General features: G+C 68.5%; 15 protein-coding genes. 3 read left to right on the top strand and 12 right to left on the bottom strand.

What is annotated here, in order from left to right:
* Positions 1–211: 211 nt before the first annotated feature.
* The 8 genes from AC3ANX_RS03390 to AC3ANX_RS03355 form a co-directional block, all read right to left on the bottom strand.
* Complete coding sequence (locus AC3ANX_RS03390) at positions 212–1,036, bottom strand: PilZ domain-containing protein (protein ID WP_488335626.1); 825 nt, start codon at positions 1,034–1,036, stop codon at positions 212–214.
* Between the two features lie 150 nt (positions 1,037–1,186).
* Positions 1,187–6,184 (bottom strand): hypothetical protein, encoded by a 4,998-nt coding sequence (locus AC3ANX_RS03385; RefSeq protein ID WP_488335625.1) that lies wholly within the window; start codon positions 6,182–6,184, stop codon positions 1,187–1,189.
* 79 nt (positions 6,185–6,263) lie between these two features.
* Positions 6,264–7,361 carry a hypothetical protein gene (locus AC3ANX_RS03380; RefSeq protein WP_488335624.1) on the bottom strand — a complete coding sequence of 366 codons (1,098 nt, stop codon included), beginning with the start codon at positions 7,359–7,361 and terminating at the stop codon, positions 6,264–6,266.
* 56 nt (positions 7,362–7,417) lie between these two features.
* On the bottom strand, positions 7,418–7,897 hold the full coding sequence (locus tag AC3ANX_RS03375; RefSeq protein ID WP_488335623.1) for a hypothetical protein: 480 nt from the start codon (positions 7,895–7,897) through the stop codon (positions 7,418–7,420).
* Positions 7,898–7,908: 11 nt separating this feature from the next.
* Positions 7,909–8,748, bottom strand: coding sequence for a hypothetical protein (locus tag AC3ANX_RS03370; RefSeq protein WP_488335622.1), 840 nt, complete (start codon positions 8,746–8,748; stop codon positions 7,909–7,911).
* Between the two features lie 378 nt (positions 8,749–9,126).
* A complete protein-coding gene (locus AC3ANX_RS03365; RefSeq protein ID WP_488335621.1) occupies positions 9,127–9,516 on the bottom strand; it encodes a response regulator in 390 nt (129 codons plus the stop codon).
* Positions 9,513–11,282, bottom strand: a complete 1,770-nt coding sequence (locus AC3ANX_RS03360; protein ID WP_488335620.1) for a sensor histidine kinase — start codon at positions 11,280–11,282, stop codon at positions 9,513–9,515. The genes AC3ANX_RS03365 and AC3ANX_RS03360 overlap by 4 nt, the downstream gene beginning before the upstream one ends.
* Positions 11,279–11,914: a response regulator transcription factor gene (locus tag AC3ANX_RS03355; RefSeq protein WP_488335619.1), complete on the bottom strand. Its 636-nt coding sequence runs from the start codon at positions 11,912–11,914 to the stop codon at positions 11,279–11,281. The genes AC3ANX_RS03360 and AC3ANX_RS03355 overlap by 4 nt, the downstream gene beginning before the upstream one ends.
* Before the next feature lie 130 nt (positions 11,915–12,044).
* Here AC3ANX_RS03355 and AC3ANX_RS03350 point away from each other — a divergent pair, with 130 nt between their 5' ends.
* The gene (locus tag AC3ANX_RS03350; RefSeq protein WP_488335618.1) at positions 12,045–12,701 is read left to right on the top strand and encodes a hypothetical protein; all 657 of its coding nucleotides are present in this window, start codon (positions 12,045–12,047) and stop codon (positions 12,699–12,701) included.
* Positions 12,702–12,724: 23 nt separating this feature from the next.
* Here AC3ANX_RS03350 and AC3ANX_RS03345 read toward each other — a convergent pair whose 3' ends face one another.
* Genes AC3ANX_RS03345 through AC3ANX_RS03335 form a run of 3 tightly spaced genes read right to left on the bottom strand, consistent with a single transcriptional unit; the run spans position 12,725 to position 16,960 of the window.
* A complete protein-coding gene (locus AC3ANX_RS03345; RefSeq protein WP_488335617.1) occupies positions 12,725–13,927 on the bottom strand; it encodes a hypothetical protein in 1,203 nt (400 codons plus the stop codon).
* Between the two features lie 3 nt (positions 13,928–13,930).
* Positions 13,931–16,177 (bottom strand): GumC family protein, encoded by a 2,247-nt coding sequence (locus AC3ANX_RS03340; protein WP_488335616.1) that lies wholly within the window; start codon positions 16,175–16,177, stop codon positions 13,931–13,933.
* A gap of 45 nt (positions 16,178–16,222) precedes the next feature.
* Positions 16,223–16,960: a polysaccharide biosynthesis/export family protein gene (locus AC3ANX_RS03335; protein ID WP_488335615.1), complete on the bottom strand. Its 738-nt coding sequence runs from the start codon at positions 16,958–16,960 to the stop codon at positions 16,223–16,225.
* A gap of 218 nt (positions 16,961–17,178) precedes the next feature.
* Between AC3ANX_RS03335 and AC3ANX_RS03330 the strand changes: the two genes are divergently transcribed.
* Complete coding sequence (locus AC3ANX_RS03330; protein ID WP_488335614.1) at positions 17,179–18,354, top strand: cytidylyltransferase domain-containing protein; 1,176 nt, start codon at positions 17,179–17,181, stop codon at positions 18,352–18,354.
* A complete protein-coding gene (locus tag AC3ANX_RS03325; protein WP_488335613.1) occupies positions 18,341–19,306 on the top strand; it encodes a hypothetical protein in 966 nt (321 codons plus the stop codon). Before AC3ANX_RS03330 ends, AC3ANX_RS03325 begins: the two co-directional genes overlap by 14 nt.
* Here AC3ANX_RS03325 and AC3ANX_RS03320 read toward each other — a convergent pair.
* Complete coding sequence (locus AC3ANX_RS03320; protein WP_488335612.1) at positions 19,303–20,532, bottom strand: hypothetical protein; 1,230 nt, start codon at positions 20,530–20,532, stop codon at positions 19,303–19,305. The genes AC3ANX_RS03325 and AC3ANX_RS03320 overlap by 4 nt on opposite strands.
* Positions 20,533–20,622: the final 90 nt, after the last annotated feature.

Here is a 20,622-nt window from a genome sequence, read left to right as displayed (position 1 = left end):
CTCACCCGGCCAAGTGCTTGCGCCGCCGTACCGCGATTTGCGCACTTCGCGCTTGCACAAATACGACACCACGCACTTGCCCGCCGCCCTCGCGACCTCGCGCGAGAGCATGCTTATCAGCTATTTAATTGGTGGCGAGGCGATTTTATCGCCGGTGGTGTCATGAGGATTACACAAATTCATCGCTCGGAGCCGAGTCGCCGGGCATATGCTACCGCGCGAGGATCGCGTCGAGTTCCGCATGGGTGAGCGCGCGCGCGAAACGGATGCCGAGCTGATCGCCCTGCGCCCAGCATATCGTGCCGCTCAGCCCGTCCCGCGCGCCGTCCAGCCACATCTCGGCAGGCGTGCCGGGCGCGACGTCGCAGCCGCCGTGCAGCTTCATCCCGCCGGGCGAGATATCGATGGCGGTCATCGCGAACTGGCGTCCGGCCGCCGCCATCGCGACCGGCACCGCCAGCGGCGCGCGCGAGGCCCGCGGCACATCGGCGTCACGCCGAAGGGCGACGCGGAGGATCACCTGCGCATCCTGCACCGTATCGAATTGAAGCCCTGCGAACCTCCCGTCGCTCCAGCGCACACAGGCCGCGGTAGGCGGAAGGCCGCGCATCGTCAGCCGGACCGCCTGCCCGGTATCGAGCGGATGGTCGCACGCGATGCCCGCGCCCGCCTCCGACAGATCGCGCACCATGCACGTATGTTCGGTGCGCCCGGCCATGAGCTTGCCGATCGTCAGCATCGTCACCCAGCGCCGGTGCCCGCGTCGCTCCGCCGCCATGTCGATCAGCGCGCGCTGATCGCGATCGAACCCGGTCCGCGCGCGATTGATGCCGCCGAGCATGCGCGCCCGGAAGGCTGCACGCTGGAGGTTGAGCGCATCGTCGAGCCGCCGTTCGCGGATCGCGGCGGCGATGTCGGATTCGAAGGCGAGTGTCCCGCTCGCCGCCGCGTCCTCCAGCATATGCGCCGCTTGCCGCGCGATGGTCTCGTCACATCCGGACAATCCGATCTCGCGCATTGTCCAAGGCTTGGTCATCCCTTTCCCCTCATCTGACGCGCATCCGGGCGCGGGGCTGGAGTGCGGCCGACGTCGCGGAGGTGCCCGCCAACGCGATGTGGGCCGGTTGGTGATTGCCGGGTGTCGTAACGGTGTCGCAAACCCGGTGCCGGATCGCTCGGCGCGCCATCAGCGGTTCCCCATGAAGCGGCGGCCGATCGAGCCCAGCCCAAGCTGGTCGAACTTCAGGCGCATCGTCACATACGGCCCCTTGCGGGTGTAACGGTCCTCCTCGAAATCGCGGTCGCGATAGCCCGCGATGTTGTAGCCGGCGCTGATCCACAGGTTCGGTGCGGGCGACACCCCGGCCGAGGGGCCGGCGGAGAAGGCGAAGCTCGCCCGCTCCCACGCATGCTGCACCGACCCTTGCACGCCGATATCGAACGTGTGGCCGATATCCTTGCGCAGATCGAAGCCGACGACGTCGATATAGCCCGTGTAGTCGTCGTCGCCGAAGCTGCCGCGCACCCACTTCGAACCGTAATACACAGTCGCCTCAAGGCCGTGTCCCGCGCCCTCGGGGCCGCTGCGATAGTTCAGCGCCAGGTTGTTGATGAGCCGCAACGTGGTCTGGTCGGCAAGGCCGTAGCTCGACACGCCCAGCGGATTGCCCGCGCTGATCCCGGCGTCCGCGCTCTCGTTGCGGAATTCCAGCCGGTCGAGCACCGACCAGCGGCTGTCGAGCGGACGGAAGGCGAGCGCGAGATCGGCATCGACGAAGCTCGCCACCTTGCCGGTCTTGTCGGTGATGCGGTTGTACTTGATGCCCGAAGCCAGCGTCTTGCCTTCGCCGAGCGTGCGCAACAGGTTGCTGGTGAAGCCCCAGCGCACCGTATCGGTGCTGGTGCGATATTCGCCGCGCCCGTTCCACGACCATTTCGCCGCGCGGAAGCTCGCCCCCGCCGTCACCGCGACGTAATTGCCGTTGGCGTTGTCGCCCTGCTGCGACAGCGATCCGCCCGAGGCGACCGGCTGGAAGGCGTTGATGACCGCGCCGGTCGGGATCTTGCCGCGCACCGTCGTGCTCGCATCGAGCGACCCGTCGATCGTCCAGTTCTTGCCGATCGGCAGCGACTGGCTCATCCCGTACTGCGCGAAGGTGCGCTGGCCGTTCTCGCCGATCGCCTGCTGGTTGAGCGTGCTCATCAGCTTCGCGCCGGTCCACGGCTTCACGTCGAAGCCGAGCTGCGCGGTGTTGGCGGTATAGTCCTTGCCGTCGGCGATCTCATAGCCGCCGATCAGGCGGATGCCCGGCGTCAAGCGATAGGATGCGGTGATCTGGTGACGGATCGGGAAGTCGGTGCTGTCCTTCTCGCCGCCCGGCGCGAACTGGGTCTGCCCGCCGATCGCCAGCTTGCCGCCCATGAAGGACTGCGTGCCGCCGAGCGTGAGCAGGCGCGAATCGCGATCCCTGCCGTCCACGCCCTTGTCGATCGCGAGTTGCCCGCCGACGAAGATCGTGCCGTTGCCGCGACGATATTCCGCGCGAACCTCGGCCGCCGTGCGCGTGCCGCTGGTGTCGAGCTGCTCCTGATGCCAGGCGCTGCCGGTCAGCGAGAGCTTCGGGGTGATGACGACGCGGCCGTCGAACCCGAACTTGCGCGTGCCCGCCTCCACCACGTTCTGCTGGCCGACGCCGAAGCCGTAATCCTGCTGGCGAACGTAGAACAGCGCATCCTTGCCCGAGGAGTGATGTTCGACTTCGGCGAGGAACGCCCTGCCGTCGTTCAGCCCGGTCTTGCCGCCGGTCGACGCCTCGGCGCGGATTTCGGTGGTGCGGGTCGGCTTGGCCTTGAGATCGACGCCGACGAGCGAGGCGTTGCCCGCGGTCTGGTCGTACAGCCCGCTCGCGCCGACTTCGACCTTGCCGTGCGCAAAGCGCGCCGCGACCCGGCCGCCGGCGGCGATCTTGTCGCCGGTGCCATAGGTTTCGTAATCGACCACGATGAAGGTCGGGTTGAGGTTGGCGTCACGCGTCAGCACCGGATTGCGAAAGCGCAGCGTGCCGAGCGAGGTGTCGATGTCATAATCGATATGGCGCGTCAGCATCGTGGTCGAGACGATCAGCTCCGAGCGGAACCGGTCGCGCACCTCGATGCGGACCTGATCGCTGTTCGGCACGATGTCGCGGCCCGACAGGCGATAGGGGCCGGACAGGCCGTTGCCCTGGATCTCGTCGCGGGCATAGCGCTGGTCGGTCTTCGCGGCGAAGCCGTTGAACACCAGGCGGCGGCCCTCGAACGCCACCTTGGCGCCGTTGAGCGTGCGGCTGTAGCGCATCAGCTGCGTGTCGGTCATGCCGGTCTCGAAATCGCCGAACAGCGCGTAGAATTCCTTGCGCTCGAGCCGGACGTAGAGCTTCTTCGCGGTCGGCGCGTCATAGCCCTGGCGCGAACCGTCGCCGTACACGGTGTAGTATTTGTCCGGATCGATCTGGCCGAGCAGGCCGCGATCGCGGTCGTACTTGCGGTCACTGTCATAGGCGAGCGTGAGCAGCCACTGACCCTTGACGCGGCCCTTGGCGTAGAAGGCGAGCTGCCCGTCGGTGACGACATGGTTGCGCTCGCCACGCGGCAGCGCGCTGGAGCGCGTCTTGAGCGTGTCGTAGCCGAGCGTGCCGGCGCCGAAGCCGACCACCATCCACTGCTTGGCCGAACCCGCCAGCCAGGCGCGGATGTCGCTGTCGCGCGTCACCTTCTCCTCCGTGAGGCTGACGGTCGCGTGGACCGCGCCCGCCTGCGTGGTGGGCTGGAGCGCGATGAACGCGAGGCCCTCGTCGCCGACGACGCGCGCGGTGGTGGCGGCACGGCCCTTGCCGGCGGTCTGGCGGGCCTGTTCCAGCTCGGCCTCGATCGCGGCGGTATAGGGCTGATCGACCTTGAAGGGCACCATCGTGCCATCGCGCACCGGCTTGCCGTCACGATCGGTGACGCGCACCGCGATCAGCGGGCGGGTGAGGCCGTCCGCGACGAGGCGGCTCTTGTCCGGCGCGAAGGTCGCGCGGACCGCGATGCTGCCCGAATGCACGGTGCGGTTCAGTGTGGTGATGACGGTGCTGTTCTCGTCCAGCACGCGCGCTTCGAGCGCATTGTCGCCTTCCTTCAGCGGGATACCGGTCCAGCGCGAGATCGCGATGCCGCGTGCCTTGTCGACGTCAGTGGTGTCGAACGCGAGCGTATCGACCAGCTCGCCGTTGATGCGCAGCGCCACGCGCTGGCTCGGCAGATGCTTGATGACGACGCGCAGCGTCGGCGCGCGCGGGTTATGGTCGGCGGTCGGGAACAGCATCTCGACGCCCGGGGTCTGGCCGGTCATCCAGTCGCGGTTGCCCGCGGCGTCGCCGTCGCTTGCCACGGTGATCGGCAGCGTCTGCGCGGCGGCGGCCTTCTTGCCGGTCGGGCGGAGCTGGAAATCGACGCGCTTCAGCAGGCCGCCGTCGCTCTCGACGAAGCGCGAGATCGCGCTGCCGGCCTGACGCGTGTCGGCGTCGCACGCCACCGCCTCATAGGTGACGGGGATGCTGGCGGTATCGAGCTGGACGACGTGACGGCCTGGGCGCACGCCCTCGAAATGGTACAGGCCGTCGCGGTCGGTCGAGACATAGGTGCCGTCCTCCATCAGCAGACGGATTCCGGGAAGGCCTTTGCGCTTCTCGACCGGGTCGCCGCACGCGCCCTCGGTCACGCGGCCGATCACGGTGAAGCCGTCGGTGAACAGCAGCGGGCGGATGCGGACCGAGGCATCGGCCTCGTTGCTGGTCGCGCCGTTGCTGCCAGTGCCGGTGACGCGATTGAGCGTCTCCCCGGTCGGCGCGCCGGGCCTGATCGACACGACATAGCTGATATCGACCGACTGGCTGGGCGCGAGCAGCGGCACGGTGAAGCCGAGCGTCTTGCCGTCGCCGGAAACGGTCGGTTCGGACGCGCCGCGCGAAGATCCGCGCTCATAGCGCAAGGCGGCGGGCAGCAGATCGTTGAGCATGATGTTGCTGATCGGCAGCGTGTCGCGGTTGGTCAGCTTGAGCCGGTACTGGACGAAATCGCCCGGCGATGCCTCGCGCACCGACGCCGTCTTGGTCAGCAGCAGCATCGAGTCCTTGGGACGGTCGATCGGAATGTCGGAATAGAAGGGATTCGGGCTGTCGATCACGAACTTGCCGCCGGTCGACGCGACGTTGAGCATGAAGGGCTTGCCGGCGGAATCGCGCAAGGCGGCGAGTTCGGCGGACGACTTGATCGACGGCGCGGTATAATGGCCGGGCGGCGTGACCTTGATGTGGTAGGTGCCGGGCGCAACCAGCGGGAAGCGGTAATTGCCCTGACTGAAGTCGTAGACGCGACCGCTCGAATCCTTCACCTGGTCGCCACTGATAACGGTCGAGGGGTAGGTGCTGACGCCGTCGTCGCCGTACACCTTGGCGGGCTGATCGGTGTCGTCGAGCAGCGTCACGGTCGCGCCGTCGATCAGCACGCCCGAGGTCGAATCGAACACGTAGCCGGCCGGATCGACCAGGATCGATGCGGTCGAGGCATAGCTGTAATCATCCTCGTCGAACGACAGCTTGAGGCTGAGCCCGCGATCCTTTTGCGGGTTGCACGCGGCGATGTCGGGGCTGTTGTCGGAGATCGCGGGCACGCCTCCGGCAAAGACACCCGTATTCGGCCCGGTTTCCAGCAGCGGAAGCTGGACGGTCTGGCCACCCGACGTCACGTTGATCCAGTCGGTATCGCGAACCGTCGGATTGGTGTTGCCGGGGTTGTTCTCGAGCACGATGATCTGGGGCGTCGTGACATCAAGCGAATTGAGCGGCGGGGCGGCCGCAAGCGTGGCGGCGTCGATCGGTGCCGGCGTGAACCTGATCGCGGCCTGAGGCTCGCATTTCATGCCGGCGAGTTCGTAGCCGAGGGGAAGAAGGCGGAAGCTCAGCCGAGTCGGAACCTTGGTGCGGTCGACTGCGAGGCTGACGGTGTTCGAGGAAATCGTGGTGGCACCGCTCGCGCCCGTGAAGGTCAGCGTGGCGGTATTGTCGATACGCGTCGCCAACTGCGCCGGCGCGGGCGCGACGGCGGCACCGAGACTGAGCGCGAGCGCGGCGCTGGTCTTCAAGGCATGGCGGAATATGGACATGGCTGGTCACGTTCCGGCGCGCGTTTCCACGCGCGCCGGAAGCGCGGTTCTCCTGTGGTACGGGGGAGGACGGGTCGGTTTAGTTGATCGTCACGCGGAACGACGCCGCGACCGATCCGCCACCGGCGACGCTCGGGATCGTCGCCGTCACCGTCTTCGTCGTGGTGTCGTACGCGCCCGTGTAACCGGTGGTCGTGCCGAGGCTCGCCAGCGTGCAGCTGGTGCCGAGCACGCCGGGAAGGCCGATCGTCAGCGTTCCGGGAACGAACGTCGTGTTGGTCGGCACGACGTCGGTCAGCACGACGTTGCTGGCCGCGGTCGTCAACGTGGCGTTGTTGACGGTGAGGCAATATTCAACCGTGGCGCCGGGCAGCGCCTTCGGGTTGACGAGCAGGTTTACGTCGTCCGAGATCACACGCGCCGTCTTGGTAACGGTGAGCGCGACGTTTGTGGCGCTGATATCGTAACCCAGATAGGCAATGCCCTGGCCGTTGCGGGCGATATCGCCGAGGTAGAGCGCACCGTCGCTGTCATTGTCGGCGAACACGATGTCGACCGTATTGTCGGCATTGGCGAGGTTCAGGTCGGTCGCGATGAGCGCCGCACCCTTGGTGCCCGACGCGCCGCCGGCGGCGGCAGTGGCGTGCAGCGCCACCTGCGCCAGAGTGGGCGAGCCGGTGGTCGGCACGTCACCGACGATGAACACTTCGACCGAAGCGTCGGGCGCCAGCTCGTCGATATAGGTCGCAACGTCGACGTTGGGATCGTAGATGCCGTTGCCGTTGGCGTCGACGAACACCTTCAGGTTGTTCATCGTGAAGTTCGCCGTGCCCGGCAGCACGCCGAGCGGCACCGCCTGCGCGGTATCGAGCAGGAAGTCCTGCGTGCCGTTGGTCGTGTTGGTCAGCTTGAAGCTGGTGACGGCGCCCGTCTCACCCAGGTTGACCTTGGTGTTCGAAGCCTGATCGGCGACGACGGTGAAGTTCACCTTGCGATCGACCACGAAAGTCGCGGTGGTCGAGTTGGTGGTCTGCGGCGTGCCGTTGACCGTGTACGTCACCTGCGCGGTGTTGGTGATGACGGTGCCGGCGGACGTCTGCGCCGCATGGGCGGTGCCGGCGCTCGCGAGGATTGCCGTGCCGGACAGCAGCAGCAACCGAACCTTGTTTGCGATCATTGTCGTTAGTTCCCTGTATCAGATGGTGTTGGTGGAGGACGGGTCGGGGAGGCGGATCATTTCAGCACGGCCTGGAAGGCCAACTGGCCGTGCGCCCCCGCCGTGATGGGATTCGCAAGGCGCCACCGGACGTGGGTGACATCGTCGAGGCTCGCGGGGCGCAGACCGGTCGCGGTCCGCACGCGCAGGGCGCTGAGCTCTCCATAAGTCTTGCCGTCGACCGACACTTCGGGCGCGGGCGACCCTTGCGCGGGGCTGCGATAGGCGAGCTCCTGCGGCACGGGGTTGTCGAGGACGACGTTGCCGAGCGGCTGCGCGCCCGTGTTGCGATAATCGAGCACGAAGACGACCTTGTCGCCGGGCACGACCTTCTTAGTCGGCACCAGCGTCACGCGGGTGGTGCCGTCGGCGGCGGCGGCCTTCTTCTCGGTCAGCACCTTGGAGGCGACCTGAAGCGGGCCGCCGGCGAAGGCTGGGGTGGCGAGCGCCGCGGCAAGCGCGGCGGCGGCGAACAGTCGGACGGTCTTGCTCTTCATGGTGGTGCTCCTCACTGGATGATGGTCTGGAAGGTGATGGTGCGATCGCCGGCGGTGGCGACGTCGCCGAGCGCGACGTGGATGGCGTCACCGTCGAAGCTGCCCGCGTCGCCATCGGCGGCGTCGCTCAGGCGCGTGCCGTCGAGCGTCAGGCTGCCCGGCACGTAGAGCGTGCTGTCGGGGATGGCGTCGCTCAGGACGGCGGCGGCGGTGGCGCCGCTGAAATGCGCGGTGAGCGTGTAGGTAATCGTCGCGCCCCGCATCGCCCGTGCGCTGCCGTCGGGTGCCGTCACGCTCTGCGACTTGACCAGCGTCGGCATCGCGGCAGCGGCGGTGAGCAGCGCCTGCGCCGACGCGGCGGCGCCGGTTTTGCCGACGATCGCGTCGCCACCGCCGTCGCCCTGCCCCGCGAACACCGTGCCGGTCGCGCCCGAGCCGGTGGTCGCGCGCACGGTGGCCGCAACGGTGACGTCGCCGCCCGCCGTGCCAGCGCCGGCGACGAGGACGAAGACACGGTGCTGCGCATGCGCGGCGAGCGGGGGCAGCGTGGTGCCGCTCAGCCGCGTATCGACCGCAGGATCGTACGCGCCGTTGCCGTCGCTATCGATCGCGAAGCCCTTCACGGTCGCAGCGGGCTTGTCGGTGGTCGCGGCAAGCTCGAACGCTTCGCTGCCGTTGCCGGCGTTGGTGACGACGAACGGCACGCCGACGACTGCGGCATCCGCGACGATCGCGGTGCGTGGCGTCACGGCGGCAATGGTGACGTCGAGTATCTCCGCAACGCGCACCGAAGCATCGTTGGAGATCGACGAGCCTTTCTCGCCGCCCTTGTCGAATGTAGCACTTGCCATGTTTGGGATTATAGTGCCGGCGGGCGTCTCGGCGTGCGCTTCACCAATTGCTAACCCTGTCAGCATTGCCGACGCGAACAGGTACGACTGTACGATACGGCGCTGACGCCGCATGTTTTCGCTTCCTGTTCGTAACGTCGTCATCACAATACCCCCACGCATTTCTGGAATGCGCGAGGATCACAGAGGCCCTTCCCGGTTAAGCGGGACTTACGAACCCGGTACGGATCAGGAACATTGCGACCAGGGTCTAAGCCCGGTTCGACCATGGTCGTATGCCCGTTCGACCGGCGTCTTAGACGATGGGGGCGTGGCCCCGCCGCTCCATGACGTCATGCCGCCGTGGCGGGCGTGTCTCCGGAAGCGATTCGCGGGTGGTCAGGCCGAGCGGGCGGTGATCTCGGCGAAGCGGGCGCGCACCACCTGCGCGAGCGTCATTGGATCGAACGGCTTGGTGATGACGCCGTCCGCGCCGAGATCGAGACAGGCGCGGATATCCTCGCTGCGGGCACTCGCCGTGACGAACATCGCCGGCAGCGCCTCCAGCCCGGCGCGCGCGCGCAGCGCCGCCAGCAGTTCCGCGCCCGACATGCCCGGCATCATCATGTCGATCAGCGCAAGGTCGGGCGCCCAACCGCCCGTGTCGAGCAGCGCCAGCGCCGCCGCACCCGACTCCGCCAGCGTCACGTCGAGACCGGGATCGAGCCGCAGCGCCATGCCGACGATGGTGCGGATATCGGGCTCGTCATCGACATAGAGGATCTTCATGCCGGCACCTCCTGCTCGCCGTCCGCGGTGGCGTGCGGGCTCCACAGCGGCAGTTCGATGCAGAACAGCGCACCGCGTTCCGACGGCGCGTGCCAGATGCGGCCGCCATGCGCGCGCACGATTTCGCGCGCGATCGTCAGCCCGAGACCCGTACCGGCCGACACACCCGTCGGGCGCTGCCCTTGCCCGAAACGTGTGAACAGCCGCCGGCCGATGTCGGGGTCGATCCCCGGCCCCCGGTCGCGCACCGATACGGTCGCCGCGCCCGGCAGCACCTCCACCGTCAGCGTGACGTCACCGCCGACGGGCGAGAAGCGCACCGCGTTGGACAAAAGGTTGCTCGCAGCCTGGATGAGCCGTTCGGCATCGCCGCACACCGTCGCGGGCATGTCGCCGAGCATCGGCCGCAACACCACCCCGCGCGTATCGGCGAGGCCGCGCATGGTATCGACCGCCGCCGCCATCGCGCCGCGCAGATCGAACGCCGCGAAATCGAAGCGCATCGCGCCCGATTCGAGTTTCTCGATATCGAGCAGATCGTTGACGAGCCGGATCAGCCGCGTCGCATTGGCCTCGGCGATCCCGACCAGCCGCCCCGCATCCTCGGGCAGATCGGCAACCACGCCGCCGCGCAAGAGCCCGAGCGCGCCGACGATAGAGGTGAGCGGGGTGCGCAACTCATGGCTGACGGTGGACAGGAAGCGCGCGCGCAACTCCTCGCCGCGCTTCTGTTCGCTGACATCGCGGAACGCCGCGACGATATGGACGCCGTCGGGCAAGTCCATCGCACCGAGCGACGCCTCGACCGGCAGCAGTTCACCACCCTTGCGGCGCGCCTGAAGCTGGGTGCGGAACGGCTCGGCGAGCGCGCCCGCACGGTAGCCGATACGATCGAGGAACGGCCCGTCGCCGGGCGCGAGATCGACCAGCAGCGCGATATCGCCGCGCAACAGTTCGCGCGCGTCATAGTCGAACAGCCGCTCCGCCGCGGGATTGACCGTCTCGATGCTGCCGCCGGGGTTGAGCAGCACGATGGCATCCTGCGCGGCGGCGAAGATCGCGTTCTGGCGCCTGCCGAACTGCACCGCCTTCAGCGCGAGCTGGTGGCTGCGGCGGCGCGTGCGCCAGAACAGATAGCCGAGCACGAAGGCGCTGCCCGCCATCGTCAGCACCAGTCCCCAGATCAGCCGCTTGGTCGCGATCACGCGCGCGCGCTGGCTGGTCAGCCCGCCGCGCAACAGCCGGTTCTGCTGGTCGACCATCGCGGCGTGGATGCCGGTGATCTCCGCCATCAGCCGCGTCCCCTCGCCCGCGCGCACCCCCGCCGCCGCCGCGTCGAGCCCGCGTGCGCCGCGCAACGCCGCCATCGCCTCCATCTCCGCGAACTTGGCGGTGGCGAACTCGCGCAGCCGCGCAAGCCTGCGCTGCTGGCCCGGCAAGTGGCTGAAGGTCTTGCCGAGCGTCACCGCCTGCTGCTCGAAACGGCCACGGGCGGCGCGGAACGGGGCGAGAAACGCCGTGTCGCCGGTCAGCAGATAGCCGCGCTGCGCCGTCTCGGCATCCTTCAGCGCGGCGAGCAACGTGTCGATCTCGACCCGCTCGCGGTAGGTGCGATTGACGTTCGCCGACGTGGCGGTCGAATGATTGTATTCCACCCCGAACACGATCGCGAGCAGGAACAGCGCCAGCGACACCGCACTGGCGGCGCCTATCGTGCGCCACAGCTTCGGCTCCCAGTCCGCCCTGAAGACGGGAATCTCGTTCACGTCAGGCGTTGCGGATCGAGCAGCGGCTGCATCGTCAGGATCGCCTGCAAGCGGTTCTGCACGCCGATTTTGCGGAAGATCGCGGTGAGATGCGCCTTGACCGTAGCCTCGGTGATGTCGAGATCACCCGCGATCTGCTTGTTGAGCCGCCCCTCGATCAGCGCGGCCAGCACGCGCCGCTGCGCCGCCGACAGGGACGCCAGCCGCGCCTGAAGATCGTCGAGCGCGCCGCTGCCGGCCGGCGGGAACACGGTGCCGCCGCCGAGCAGCACGCCGACCGCACCGACCAGAGTGTCGAGCGCGTCCGCCTTCGACAGGAACCCTGCCGCGCCGACCGCGCGCGCTGCCGCGATCAGCGCCGCATCGTCGGTCGCGGAGATGATCGCGATCGGCCGGTCGCCCGACAGGTGCTGCAAGGCGAAGAAGCCGGAGAAGCCCTGCGCGTCGGGCAGTTTGAAATCGAGCAGGATCAGGTCGTAGCGGCCTTGCGCCGCGATCAGCGCGCGCGCACCGGCGATCGATGCGGTCGTGTCGATCGCGATGTTCGGAATGCGCGCATGCACCGCCAACTGAATGCCGTTGCTGATGAGCGGATGATCGTCCGCCACAAGAAGGCGCCGCGACGCGACCATCTCCGCCCCTTCGTTCCGGTCGAAAGACCTTGTTTCGAAAGCGATCCTTGTCCAAAATGCGGCGACGATCAAGCGATGTTATCGTGACGCGCCGATCGCGCGCCGACAGCGTTTCACAAGTGCGCCGCCCGTGAACAGCAAAGCGATCTTCTACAGCGACGATGCCGCCTTCTGTGCGCCGCTGCTGCACGGGCTGGGCGGGCACGGTTGGCGGGTCGTGCTGGCGCGCCGCGTCGACGATGCACTGGCCGCGCTGGACGATGATACTGCGGTGATGGTGCTCGACGGCGACGCCGATGGCCTGGCCGATCTGCTCGCGCGGGTGCGTGCGGCAGCGCAGCCGGCGAGCGGCGTGCCCGTGCTGATCCGGGGAACCGTGCGGCTGGCCGGTGCGAGCGGGCTGATGCCGGCTGACGACGATGGGGCGCTCGCCGCCACCGCGCGATTCACGGGTGCGCTTGGTGATCACGCGTTACGGGTCGCGCCCTTTTCACCCTTCTACCGGCTCGTTCGCCTGCTCGGCACGGCGGACGCGGCGGCGATGATCGGGCGCTTCGCCGACGATCTGCGAAACGCGCTTGCCGAAGATGCGGTGGTGCCGCCTGCCACCGCGCACCGGCTCGCGGGTCTTGCCGGAGCGGTCGGCTATACGGCGCTGGCGCATTCGTGGCGGGCGGCCGAACGGGGAAACGGCGACGCGGCGGACGCAGCGATCGCCGCCACGCGCGCTACGCTCGCCGAGATCAAGCGCGGCGATGTCGCGCGTTATCGGATCACGCCGGCATAGTCGCGCGGCGCGACTCGCCGCCGTCACTCGACCGTGAAGTTGTCGATCAGCGCCGCGCTGCCCGCCTGAGTAAGGTTCGGCACCGCCTCGATCACCAGTTTCTGGATCGGGCAGTCGCTCGCCGGCACACCGAACACGAACCGGGCCTTCGTCCACGCCGGTCCGCTCGGCACGGGTGCCCGGCCCAGTTCACTGTCGTCGCCGGCACAGCGCGCCACCACCGCCGCGACCGGACCGCCGTCGGCCACGCTGCGCCCTTCGAACGCGATGGCGTGGTGGCCGACGGGGAGCAGCATCGCCTGCTGAACCACGCGCACCGGCCGTTTGCCCGTGTTCGACGGCTCGACCTCCATCGCATGGCCGCCGCCTTCGCGCTCGACCATGTGCGCGCCGCCCTTGACCAGGATCGACCAGCCGAAATCGCCATATTGCGTGGTCGTCTCGAAATTGGGCGAGAGCAACGGCGGCAGCGGCCGACCGAAGCCCCTCGCCCACACCGCCCGCGCCTTGGCCACGCTGCCGGCTGCGATCTGCTGGCTGGCCATCGCCGCCACTTCGAGTGCCGCCGGCCGGTCGCCAGCCTTGTGCAGCGCGTCGTACAGCGCGAGCGCGTCCCCCTGTTTGGAGCGCGCGAAGGCGCGAAAGAATGCCTGCCGCCATGGCGGGTTCGACGCCAGCTTGCGCGCGAATGCGGGCAAGGCGGCGCTGGAATCGGTGATGGCGGCGAGCACCGGCATCACCTGCGCGTCGGCGCCGGTGCGTCGGCGCAGGGCGGCGTCGGCATGGTCGATCGCCTCGGCATAGGCACCGCGCTGTGCGGCGAGGTCGAACATCCACGTTTCGGCAAGCGCCTGACGCCGCGTCAGCGTGGCGATATGGCCGAACAGCGCATCGGCCTGCGCGATGCGGTTGGTCGAGGTCGCGGCGAGCGCGGCGATGATGAGCGCGCGATCGTCGAGCGGATTGCGCGTGATCGCACGCTGGGCATAGGCGTGCGCGGTATCGAGATCGTCGCTGGCGATCGTCTCGGCCATCGCGGTCTGCGCGTCGCTGCTGCCCGGGCTGATCCAGCTTGCGACTTCGGGCACGACCGAGGTGTCCGCGCCGAGATCGACCGCCACGATCACCGCCGCCGCCAGCACCGCCCCGCCGACCAGCAGCCCGACCCGCACCCGCTCGGCGCGGGTGGCTGGCCGACGCGGCTTGCGGATGCGGACGCGCGGCATCGATCAGGCGGTCTTGCCGTCCCCGTAGCTGTAGTAATAGCTCGAATAGGCGTAGGTGTACGCATAGTCGGCCGAGCGGTGGTCGAACTTGGTGAGGATCACGCCGACGATCGGGTTGCGGCTCGACCGCAGGCGACGCAGCGCCGACAGCACCGCGCGGCGGCGGCTCTTCCGCGCCTGAATGACCAGCACCGTCTCCTCGATCGCCGACGACAGGATCGGCACGTCGGCAAGCCCGACGACCGGCGGACCGTCGAAGATCACCAGATCGTAGCGCGTCTCCAGCTCGCTCAGCAACGGCCGCAGCCCGCTGCTCAGCAAACGTGCCGGGTTGGGCGAGGTCGGCCCGCTCGGCAGCACGTCGAAGCCGTGGCTGTCATGGACGATCACCTCGGCGGACCTGCGCTCGCCGGTCAGCGTGTTGGCCAGCCCGTTGGTGTTGGGAAAATTGAGGATCTTGTGCAACGACGGACGCCGCATGTCGGCGTCGACCAGCAGCACGCGCTTGCCCTGTTCCGCAAAGCTCTGCGCGAGTGAGATCGCGGTCGTCGTCTTGCCCTCGTTGGGGTTCGAGCTGGTGATGAGCAGCGACTTGGGCGTGCCGTGCGCACCGGCTAGCTGCAACGAGGTGCGCGCCGCGAAATACGCCTCGACGAAGCTCGACCGCGCCTTGCCCAGTTCGGCGAGCGGCGACTCGCCCTCCTCGAGCCGGGGGATCATGCCGAGCAGCGGCAGACCCAGCGTGTTCTCGACATCCTCGGGCATTTTGAAGGTGTCGTCGAGGAAGTCGAGGATGAAGGCGATACCGAGACCGAGCGCAAGCCCGCCGACCAAGGCGATCAGCAGATTCAGCCACAGGATCGGCTGCGACGGCGCCCCCGGCACGCGCGCACGATCGATGATCGACACGTTGTTCGAGTTGCTGCCGCCGGCGACGCCGATCTCCTTGTAGCGCTGGAGCAACGCGTCATACAGCGCGCGGTTGGTGTCGACCTCGCGCTGGAGGATCATGTACTGGATGCTGCGCGACTGAACGTCGAGCACCTGGCCGGTCGCCTTGGCGAGCTGATCGTCGAGCGCCTTTTCCTTGTCGACGGCGAGCTGGTAATTGCCCTTCACCGTCTGGAGCAGCTTGCCGCGCTGTTCGCCGAGCTGCTTCTGAAGCGCCGAAATCTGCGTGCGCAGCTCGACCATCGCCGGGAAGTTCGGGCGGAAGGTCTGGAGCTTCTGCGCATAATCCGCCTGCAAGCCCGACAGCTTGGTGGTCAGCTCGTTGATCTGCGGATCGTTGCTGGATTGCGCCAGCGCCGCGCCCCCGGAGGCTTGCGCGAGCTGCCAGGCCGCCTCGGCATCGACGCGCTGCGCCTTGGCGGTGGCGGCGGCGTTGTTGATGACGTTGAGCGTGGCCGAATCGATCGACTGCGCCTGCGCGCCGGACTTGCCCGCGTCGGTGACGCTGATGATCTTTTCGTGCGAGGCGTAATCGACCAGATCGCGCTCGGACTTCTCGAGCTTGGCCTTGAGTTCGAGCAGCCGCTTGCCGACGAAATCGCCCGCGTATTTGGAGGCGAGGAACTGCCGTTCGATCGAATCCTCGATGAACTCGTCAATCGCGGCGTTGGCGATCGCGGTGGCGAGTTGCGGGTTGGCGTCCTGATACTGGACCTGAATCAGCAGCGATTGACCGTATTGGGTCGCGGTGAGGTTCTGCTGGACCTTCGCGGTGGCGCGGTCGAACGCCTGCTGGATCTGCGCCGGACTGGGCGTCGAATCGCTCTGGAAGATGCCGCCCAGCGTGCCGCCGCCGACGAAGTCGCGATTGGTGGCGAGGTTGAGCCGGCGCACGATGCCCTGCGCCGTGACGCGGCTCGTCATCAGCGCGAACTGGGTGTTGAGGAACGCCTGATCGTTCTCGGTGGAAGGCACCGAGTCGCCCACCGTCTGCGAATTGACGACATGCGGCGCCTCGCGCTGCACCTGGAAGGTCGCATGCGCGACATAGACCGGCTGCGCGAGCAATGTGCCGATCAGCGCGATCAGCAACGCGGCAAGCGTGATGCCGAGGATCAGCCAGCGCCGCTTGAGGACGACCGAGATGAAGTTCTGGAGACCGTTGCCCGCGCCCGTGCCGGCCGCACCGACCGCCTGCCACGCACGCGGCGCCGTGCCGCGTGCGCCGTCGTCCTGCCAGACGTCGCCCGGAGTTGCCCCGTGCGCCGGGTGGCTCGCGGCGGAAATACGGTCATCCATGATGTGTTCGCCAAATACCGAGCGTGGGAAGGACGGCCGGGGCCATCAGAAGCGGTCCGCCACATAGGCGGCGCGGAACACGCCGAGCACCGAAGGCAGCGTGGAGATGACGCCCTTCAACAGCACCTTGCCGCTCGAGCGTTCGACGACGACCGTGTCGTTGCCGTACAGCACCGGATCGGCCATCTGGCCGTCGCGGATCATCTTCACGTCGAAGACGGCGGCGTTCTTCTGGTTGTTGATCGTGCGGAAGACCGCGACGATCCGTTCGTTGGCGACGTCGTTCGGCCCCTTGGCGAGCGCGAGCGCCTGAAGCAGGCTGCTCTTGCCCTGCACCGGATACACGCCGGGCTGCGTCACCGCACCCTCGACCGTGATGCGCTGGCCGACCGATTCGGAGATGTTCACGGTGACGTCGGGATGCTTCATCACCGACTGGCCGAGCCGCGAGGCGATCTCGGCGCGGACCTCGGCCGCGGTGTGGCCGCCGGCCAGCACCTGCCCGACGAACGGCAGCGCAATCGTGCCCGAGCCGTCGACGGTGACGACCTTGGTAACTTCGGGCAGCTGATAGACGGCGATGTCGAGCTTGTCCTGCGGGCCGATGTAATAAGCCGGCATCAGATCGCCGATCGCGGCGCGGGGATCGGGTTCGGGCAAGGTCGTGACCGGCGTGACGGCGGTCGCCGTCCCGTCGCGAATCGCATTGTGGGTCGCGCAACCGCTGGCGAACAGGACGAGGCCCAGCGCAACGACGCCGAGCGCGGCTTTATTGGCCGGCAAACACACACTGCCCGATCGCATTACCAATGGCCCCGCTTTTCAACTGACGAGGCTTTCGAAATCCTCGCCATGTTGCCCTTGCACAAAATATCGGTAGCACCCGCCCCTCCCGATCAGCAATAGCAAAGAACGCGCGCCGGCAGGTCGTTGTGGTACAGCCGCCGCGCAGGCGCGCCGGGCCGGCGTCGGCTTGTCGCCCCTTCTCAGGAGTTTCCCGCTTGCAGACACTCGCGATCATTCCCGCGCGCGGCGGGTCAAAGGGCATCCCGCGCAAGAACGTGCTCCCGCTCGGCGGGATACCGCTGATCGCGCACACCATCCATGCTGCACGTGCGGCATCGCGCATCGACCGCGTGGTGGTGAGCACCGACGATGACGAGATCGCCACCGTGGCGGAACGCTATGGCGCACACGTCGTGCGCCGTCCGCCCGAACTCGCCAGCGATACCGCCTCGTCGGAGGCCGCGCTGCTCCACACGCTCGACGTGCTGCGCGAGAGCGAAGGCTATGCGCCCGATCTGCTGGTGTTCCTGCAATGCACCTCGCCGCTCACCGCGCCCGAGGATATCGACGGCACCGTCGCCGCGCTGATCGACGGCGGCGCCGACAGCGCGCTGGCGGTGACGGCGTTCCACTATTTCCTGTGGAGCGAGGATGCGGACGGCGGCGCGCGCGGCATCAACCATGACAAGAGCGTGCGGCTGATGCGCCAGCAACGCACGCCCGAATATCTCGAAACCGGCGCGGTCTATGTCATGAAGACCGAAGGATTTCGCGCCGCGCGGCACCGTTTCTTCGGCAGGACAGTGCTGTACGACACGCCAGTCGAGCGCCGGCTGGAGATCGACGAGCCCGAGGATTTCCGCATCGCCGAGGAACGGATCGCCCGCCTCTCCGGCCGCGCGACCGGACTGCCGCCGCGGGTGTCGGCGCTGGTGATGGATTTCGACGGCGTGCTCACCGACGACCGCGTGTTCGTGAGCGAGACCGGCGAGGAGAGCGTGGCCTGCTCGCGCCGCGACGGCATGGGGATCGAGCGGTTGCGCAAGGCGGGACTGCCGATGCTGGTGATCTCCAAGGAGACCAACCCGGTGGTCGCCGCGCGTTGTCGCAAGCTGCAACTGCCCTATCATCACGGCATCGACGGCAAGCTCGCGGTGCTGCGGCAATGGCTCGCGGATACGGACATCGACCCGGCCGAGACTTTGTACGTCGGCAACGACGTCAACGACCTCGAATGCATGGCGGCGGTCGGCTGCGCGATCGCGCCGCAGGATGCGCACGCCCAAGCGCTGGCGGCGGCGGCGCTGGTACTCGACGCCGATGGCGGGCGCGGCGCGATCCGGCTGCTCGCCGATCTGCTCGAGGCGGGCGGGCATCTTGAGCGCGGCTGAGCCGGTCGCCGCGCTGGCACGCTCGCGGCTGCACCTCCAGCTCCTGCTCGACAACCACGCCGAGCCGGACCTCGTGCTGTTTCGCGACGAGGCGATGCGCGCGCCGCTAGAGCGCCATTTCGCCGGCCGCACGCTGTTCCTCGGGCGCGAGACGCTGCCGGGGCGTAGCGTGGCGGCGTTCACCGCCGCCCGCCACGCGAACCGTGCGTATTATTCCGCGGTCGCCGCGCTGCTCGCGCCGTACCGCTTCGCGCGCACGATCCTGTTCCTCGAAGGCGAGCCGCTCGAACGCTTTCTGCTGACCCGTCCCAATCTCGGCGCGATCGAGCTTTGGGAGGACGGGCTGTCGCACTATGTCGATCTCACCTCGGACGGCTGGTACGCGGCGCGCGGACTGGTGCAGGCCGCCGCCGGTTTCTACCCGCGCGGCATCACCCGCCGCCGGATCGACCGCAGCGCCGTGACGGTGCGCGACCGGTTCGAGCGGCGCAACCTCGTGCTGCGCGCACCCGATCTGCCGGTCGCGGGGCGCAACGAGCTGCTGCTGATCGGCTCGCCGCTGGTCGAGGACCGCATCCTTTCCGAACGCCGTTTCCGCGCCGCGCTGGCGGAGATCGCCACCACCAGCCCGCTGCCGGTGCGATACCTGCCGCACCCGCGCGAGGATGTCGCGCGGCTTGGGCGTGCGCTGGAAGGCGTCGCGATCACGCTCGAACCCAATCCCGAAGGGCTGGTCGCGCATGCCGCGCGCTACCGCTACGCCGCCTATGCCGCCGCGATCTCGACCGGGCTGCTCGATCTCGGCCGCTACGAACGCAGCCTGTTCCTGCCCGGCCTGTTCGGCCTCGCGCGGATGGCGCGGGTGCTGCGCGGCTGGGCCGCCAATCCGGTCGCGCTCGCCGACAGCGGCGCCGCGTTACGCGCAGCGATCGCGCGGCTCCCGCCCCTCTAACGCGCGACCACCTCCGCGATCAGCGCGGCGCAGCGCTCGGCGGCGTGGCCATCGACCGTGCCGACCTCCGCGCCGACCTTACCCCAGTCGACCGGCTGCGAGGCGTGACCGATGTGCGCCAGCACGGCGGCGATCTCGGCCGCGCTGGTTGCGACGGGAATGCCGATCCCGGTCAGCCAGCGCTGCTTGGCCGCCTCCCCCGCCTCGGCGAAGGCGGCGGCGGGCACCGGGACGCACAGCACCGGCCGGTTCGCCATCAGGCTTTCGAGCATCCCGCTCGAATAATGGCCGACCACCAGATCGACCTCGCCGAGCACCTCCTCGAGCGGCCGCGCGCCGCGATCCTCGGTGGCGGCGAACGACAGTGCGGCGCGCAGCGTAGCGGCATCGTCGCCCGCCGAGCGGGGGTGCGAGCGGATCGTCAGCGCGACCGGCCGCGCGGCGGCGGCACGGTTGAGCCCCTCGGCCAGTACGCGCTGCTGCCCGCGCGCGACGGTCGCGTCGACCTTGCCATGCGCGGCGAACGGCTGGACGAGGTACAGCACGCGCAGCGCCGCACCCTCCGCCGGGCGCGGCGCGCCCCGCAGCGCGGCGAGCGGATCGTAGCGCGGGATGCCGCCGACCACGACCGTCTCGGGCGCGAGCCCCGCCGCGATCCACTGGTCGCGGTAGCTGTCGGAGGCGGCGATCACCCGGTCGTGCCCGGCCATACCGTAATCGGGGATCGCCGGCAGCACGCCGAGCCGGGTGACGAGCGGCGCGACCAGCGCCTTGGCGCGCAGCAGGCCCGATTGCGGGCCGCTGTGCCCGATGCTGCAAAACGGCCCCTCCTGGAGCATCACCGTCGTCGCACCCCGCGCACGCGCCGCCGCCAGCATCGCCGTCTCGATATAGATGCGGTCGTGACAGGTGACGAGCACGTCCGGGTCCGCGCCGATCAGGGCGCCGGCATAATCGATCATGCGCCGGTACATCGCGGGCCCGCCGTTGAGCAGCATGTTGAGCGACCAGCTCGACGTGTGCCGCTTGAGCCCGCAGGCCTCGGGGCTGGCGGTGACGACCGTACCGGGGCCGGGATAGAAGGTCGTACCGCCGGTGCGCAGGTTGAACGGCTGGGTGTCGACGAAGCGGATGGTCGCGCCGTGCAGCCGGCGCGCCAGCGCAGCGCCGACCGCCGCCAGCGTCCGGCCCGACGAGCCGCCCGTTCCCATCAGGATCACCGCCAAACCATGCCCCGCGACTCGCTATCGTTGCCCGTGTGCTAGGCGGCGGATCGAGCGGGTTCAACACCTGCGCTCACGGTCGATGCCTTGAAC

The sequence above is a fragment of the Sphingomonas sp. BRN-1R genome, from assembly GCF_057748035.1.
Note: the sequence above shows the minus strand (reverse complement) of the source record. Positions and strands in the feature narration are given on the sequence as shown.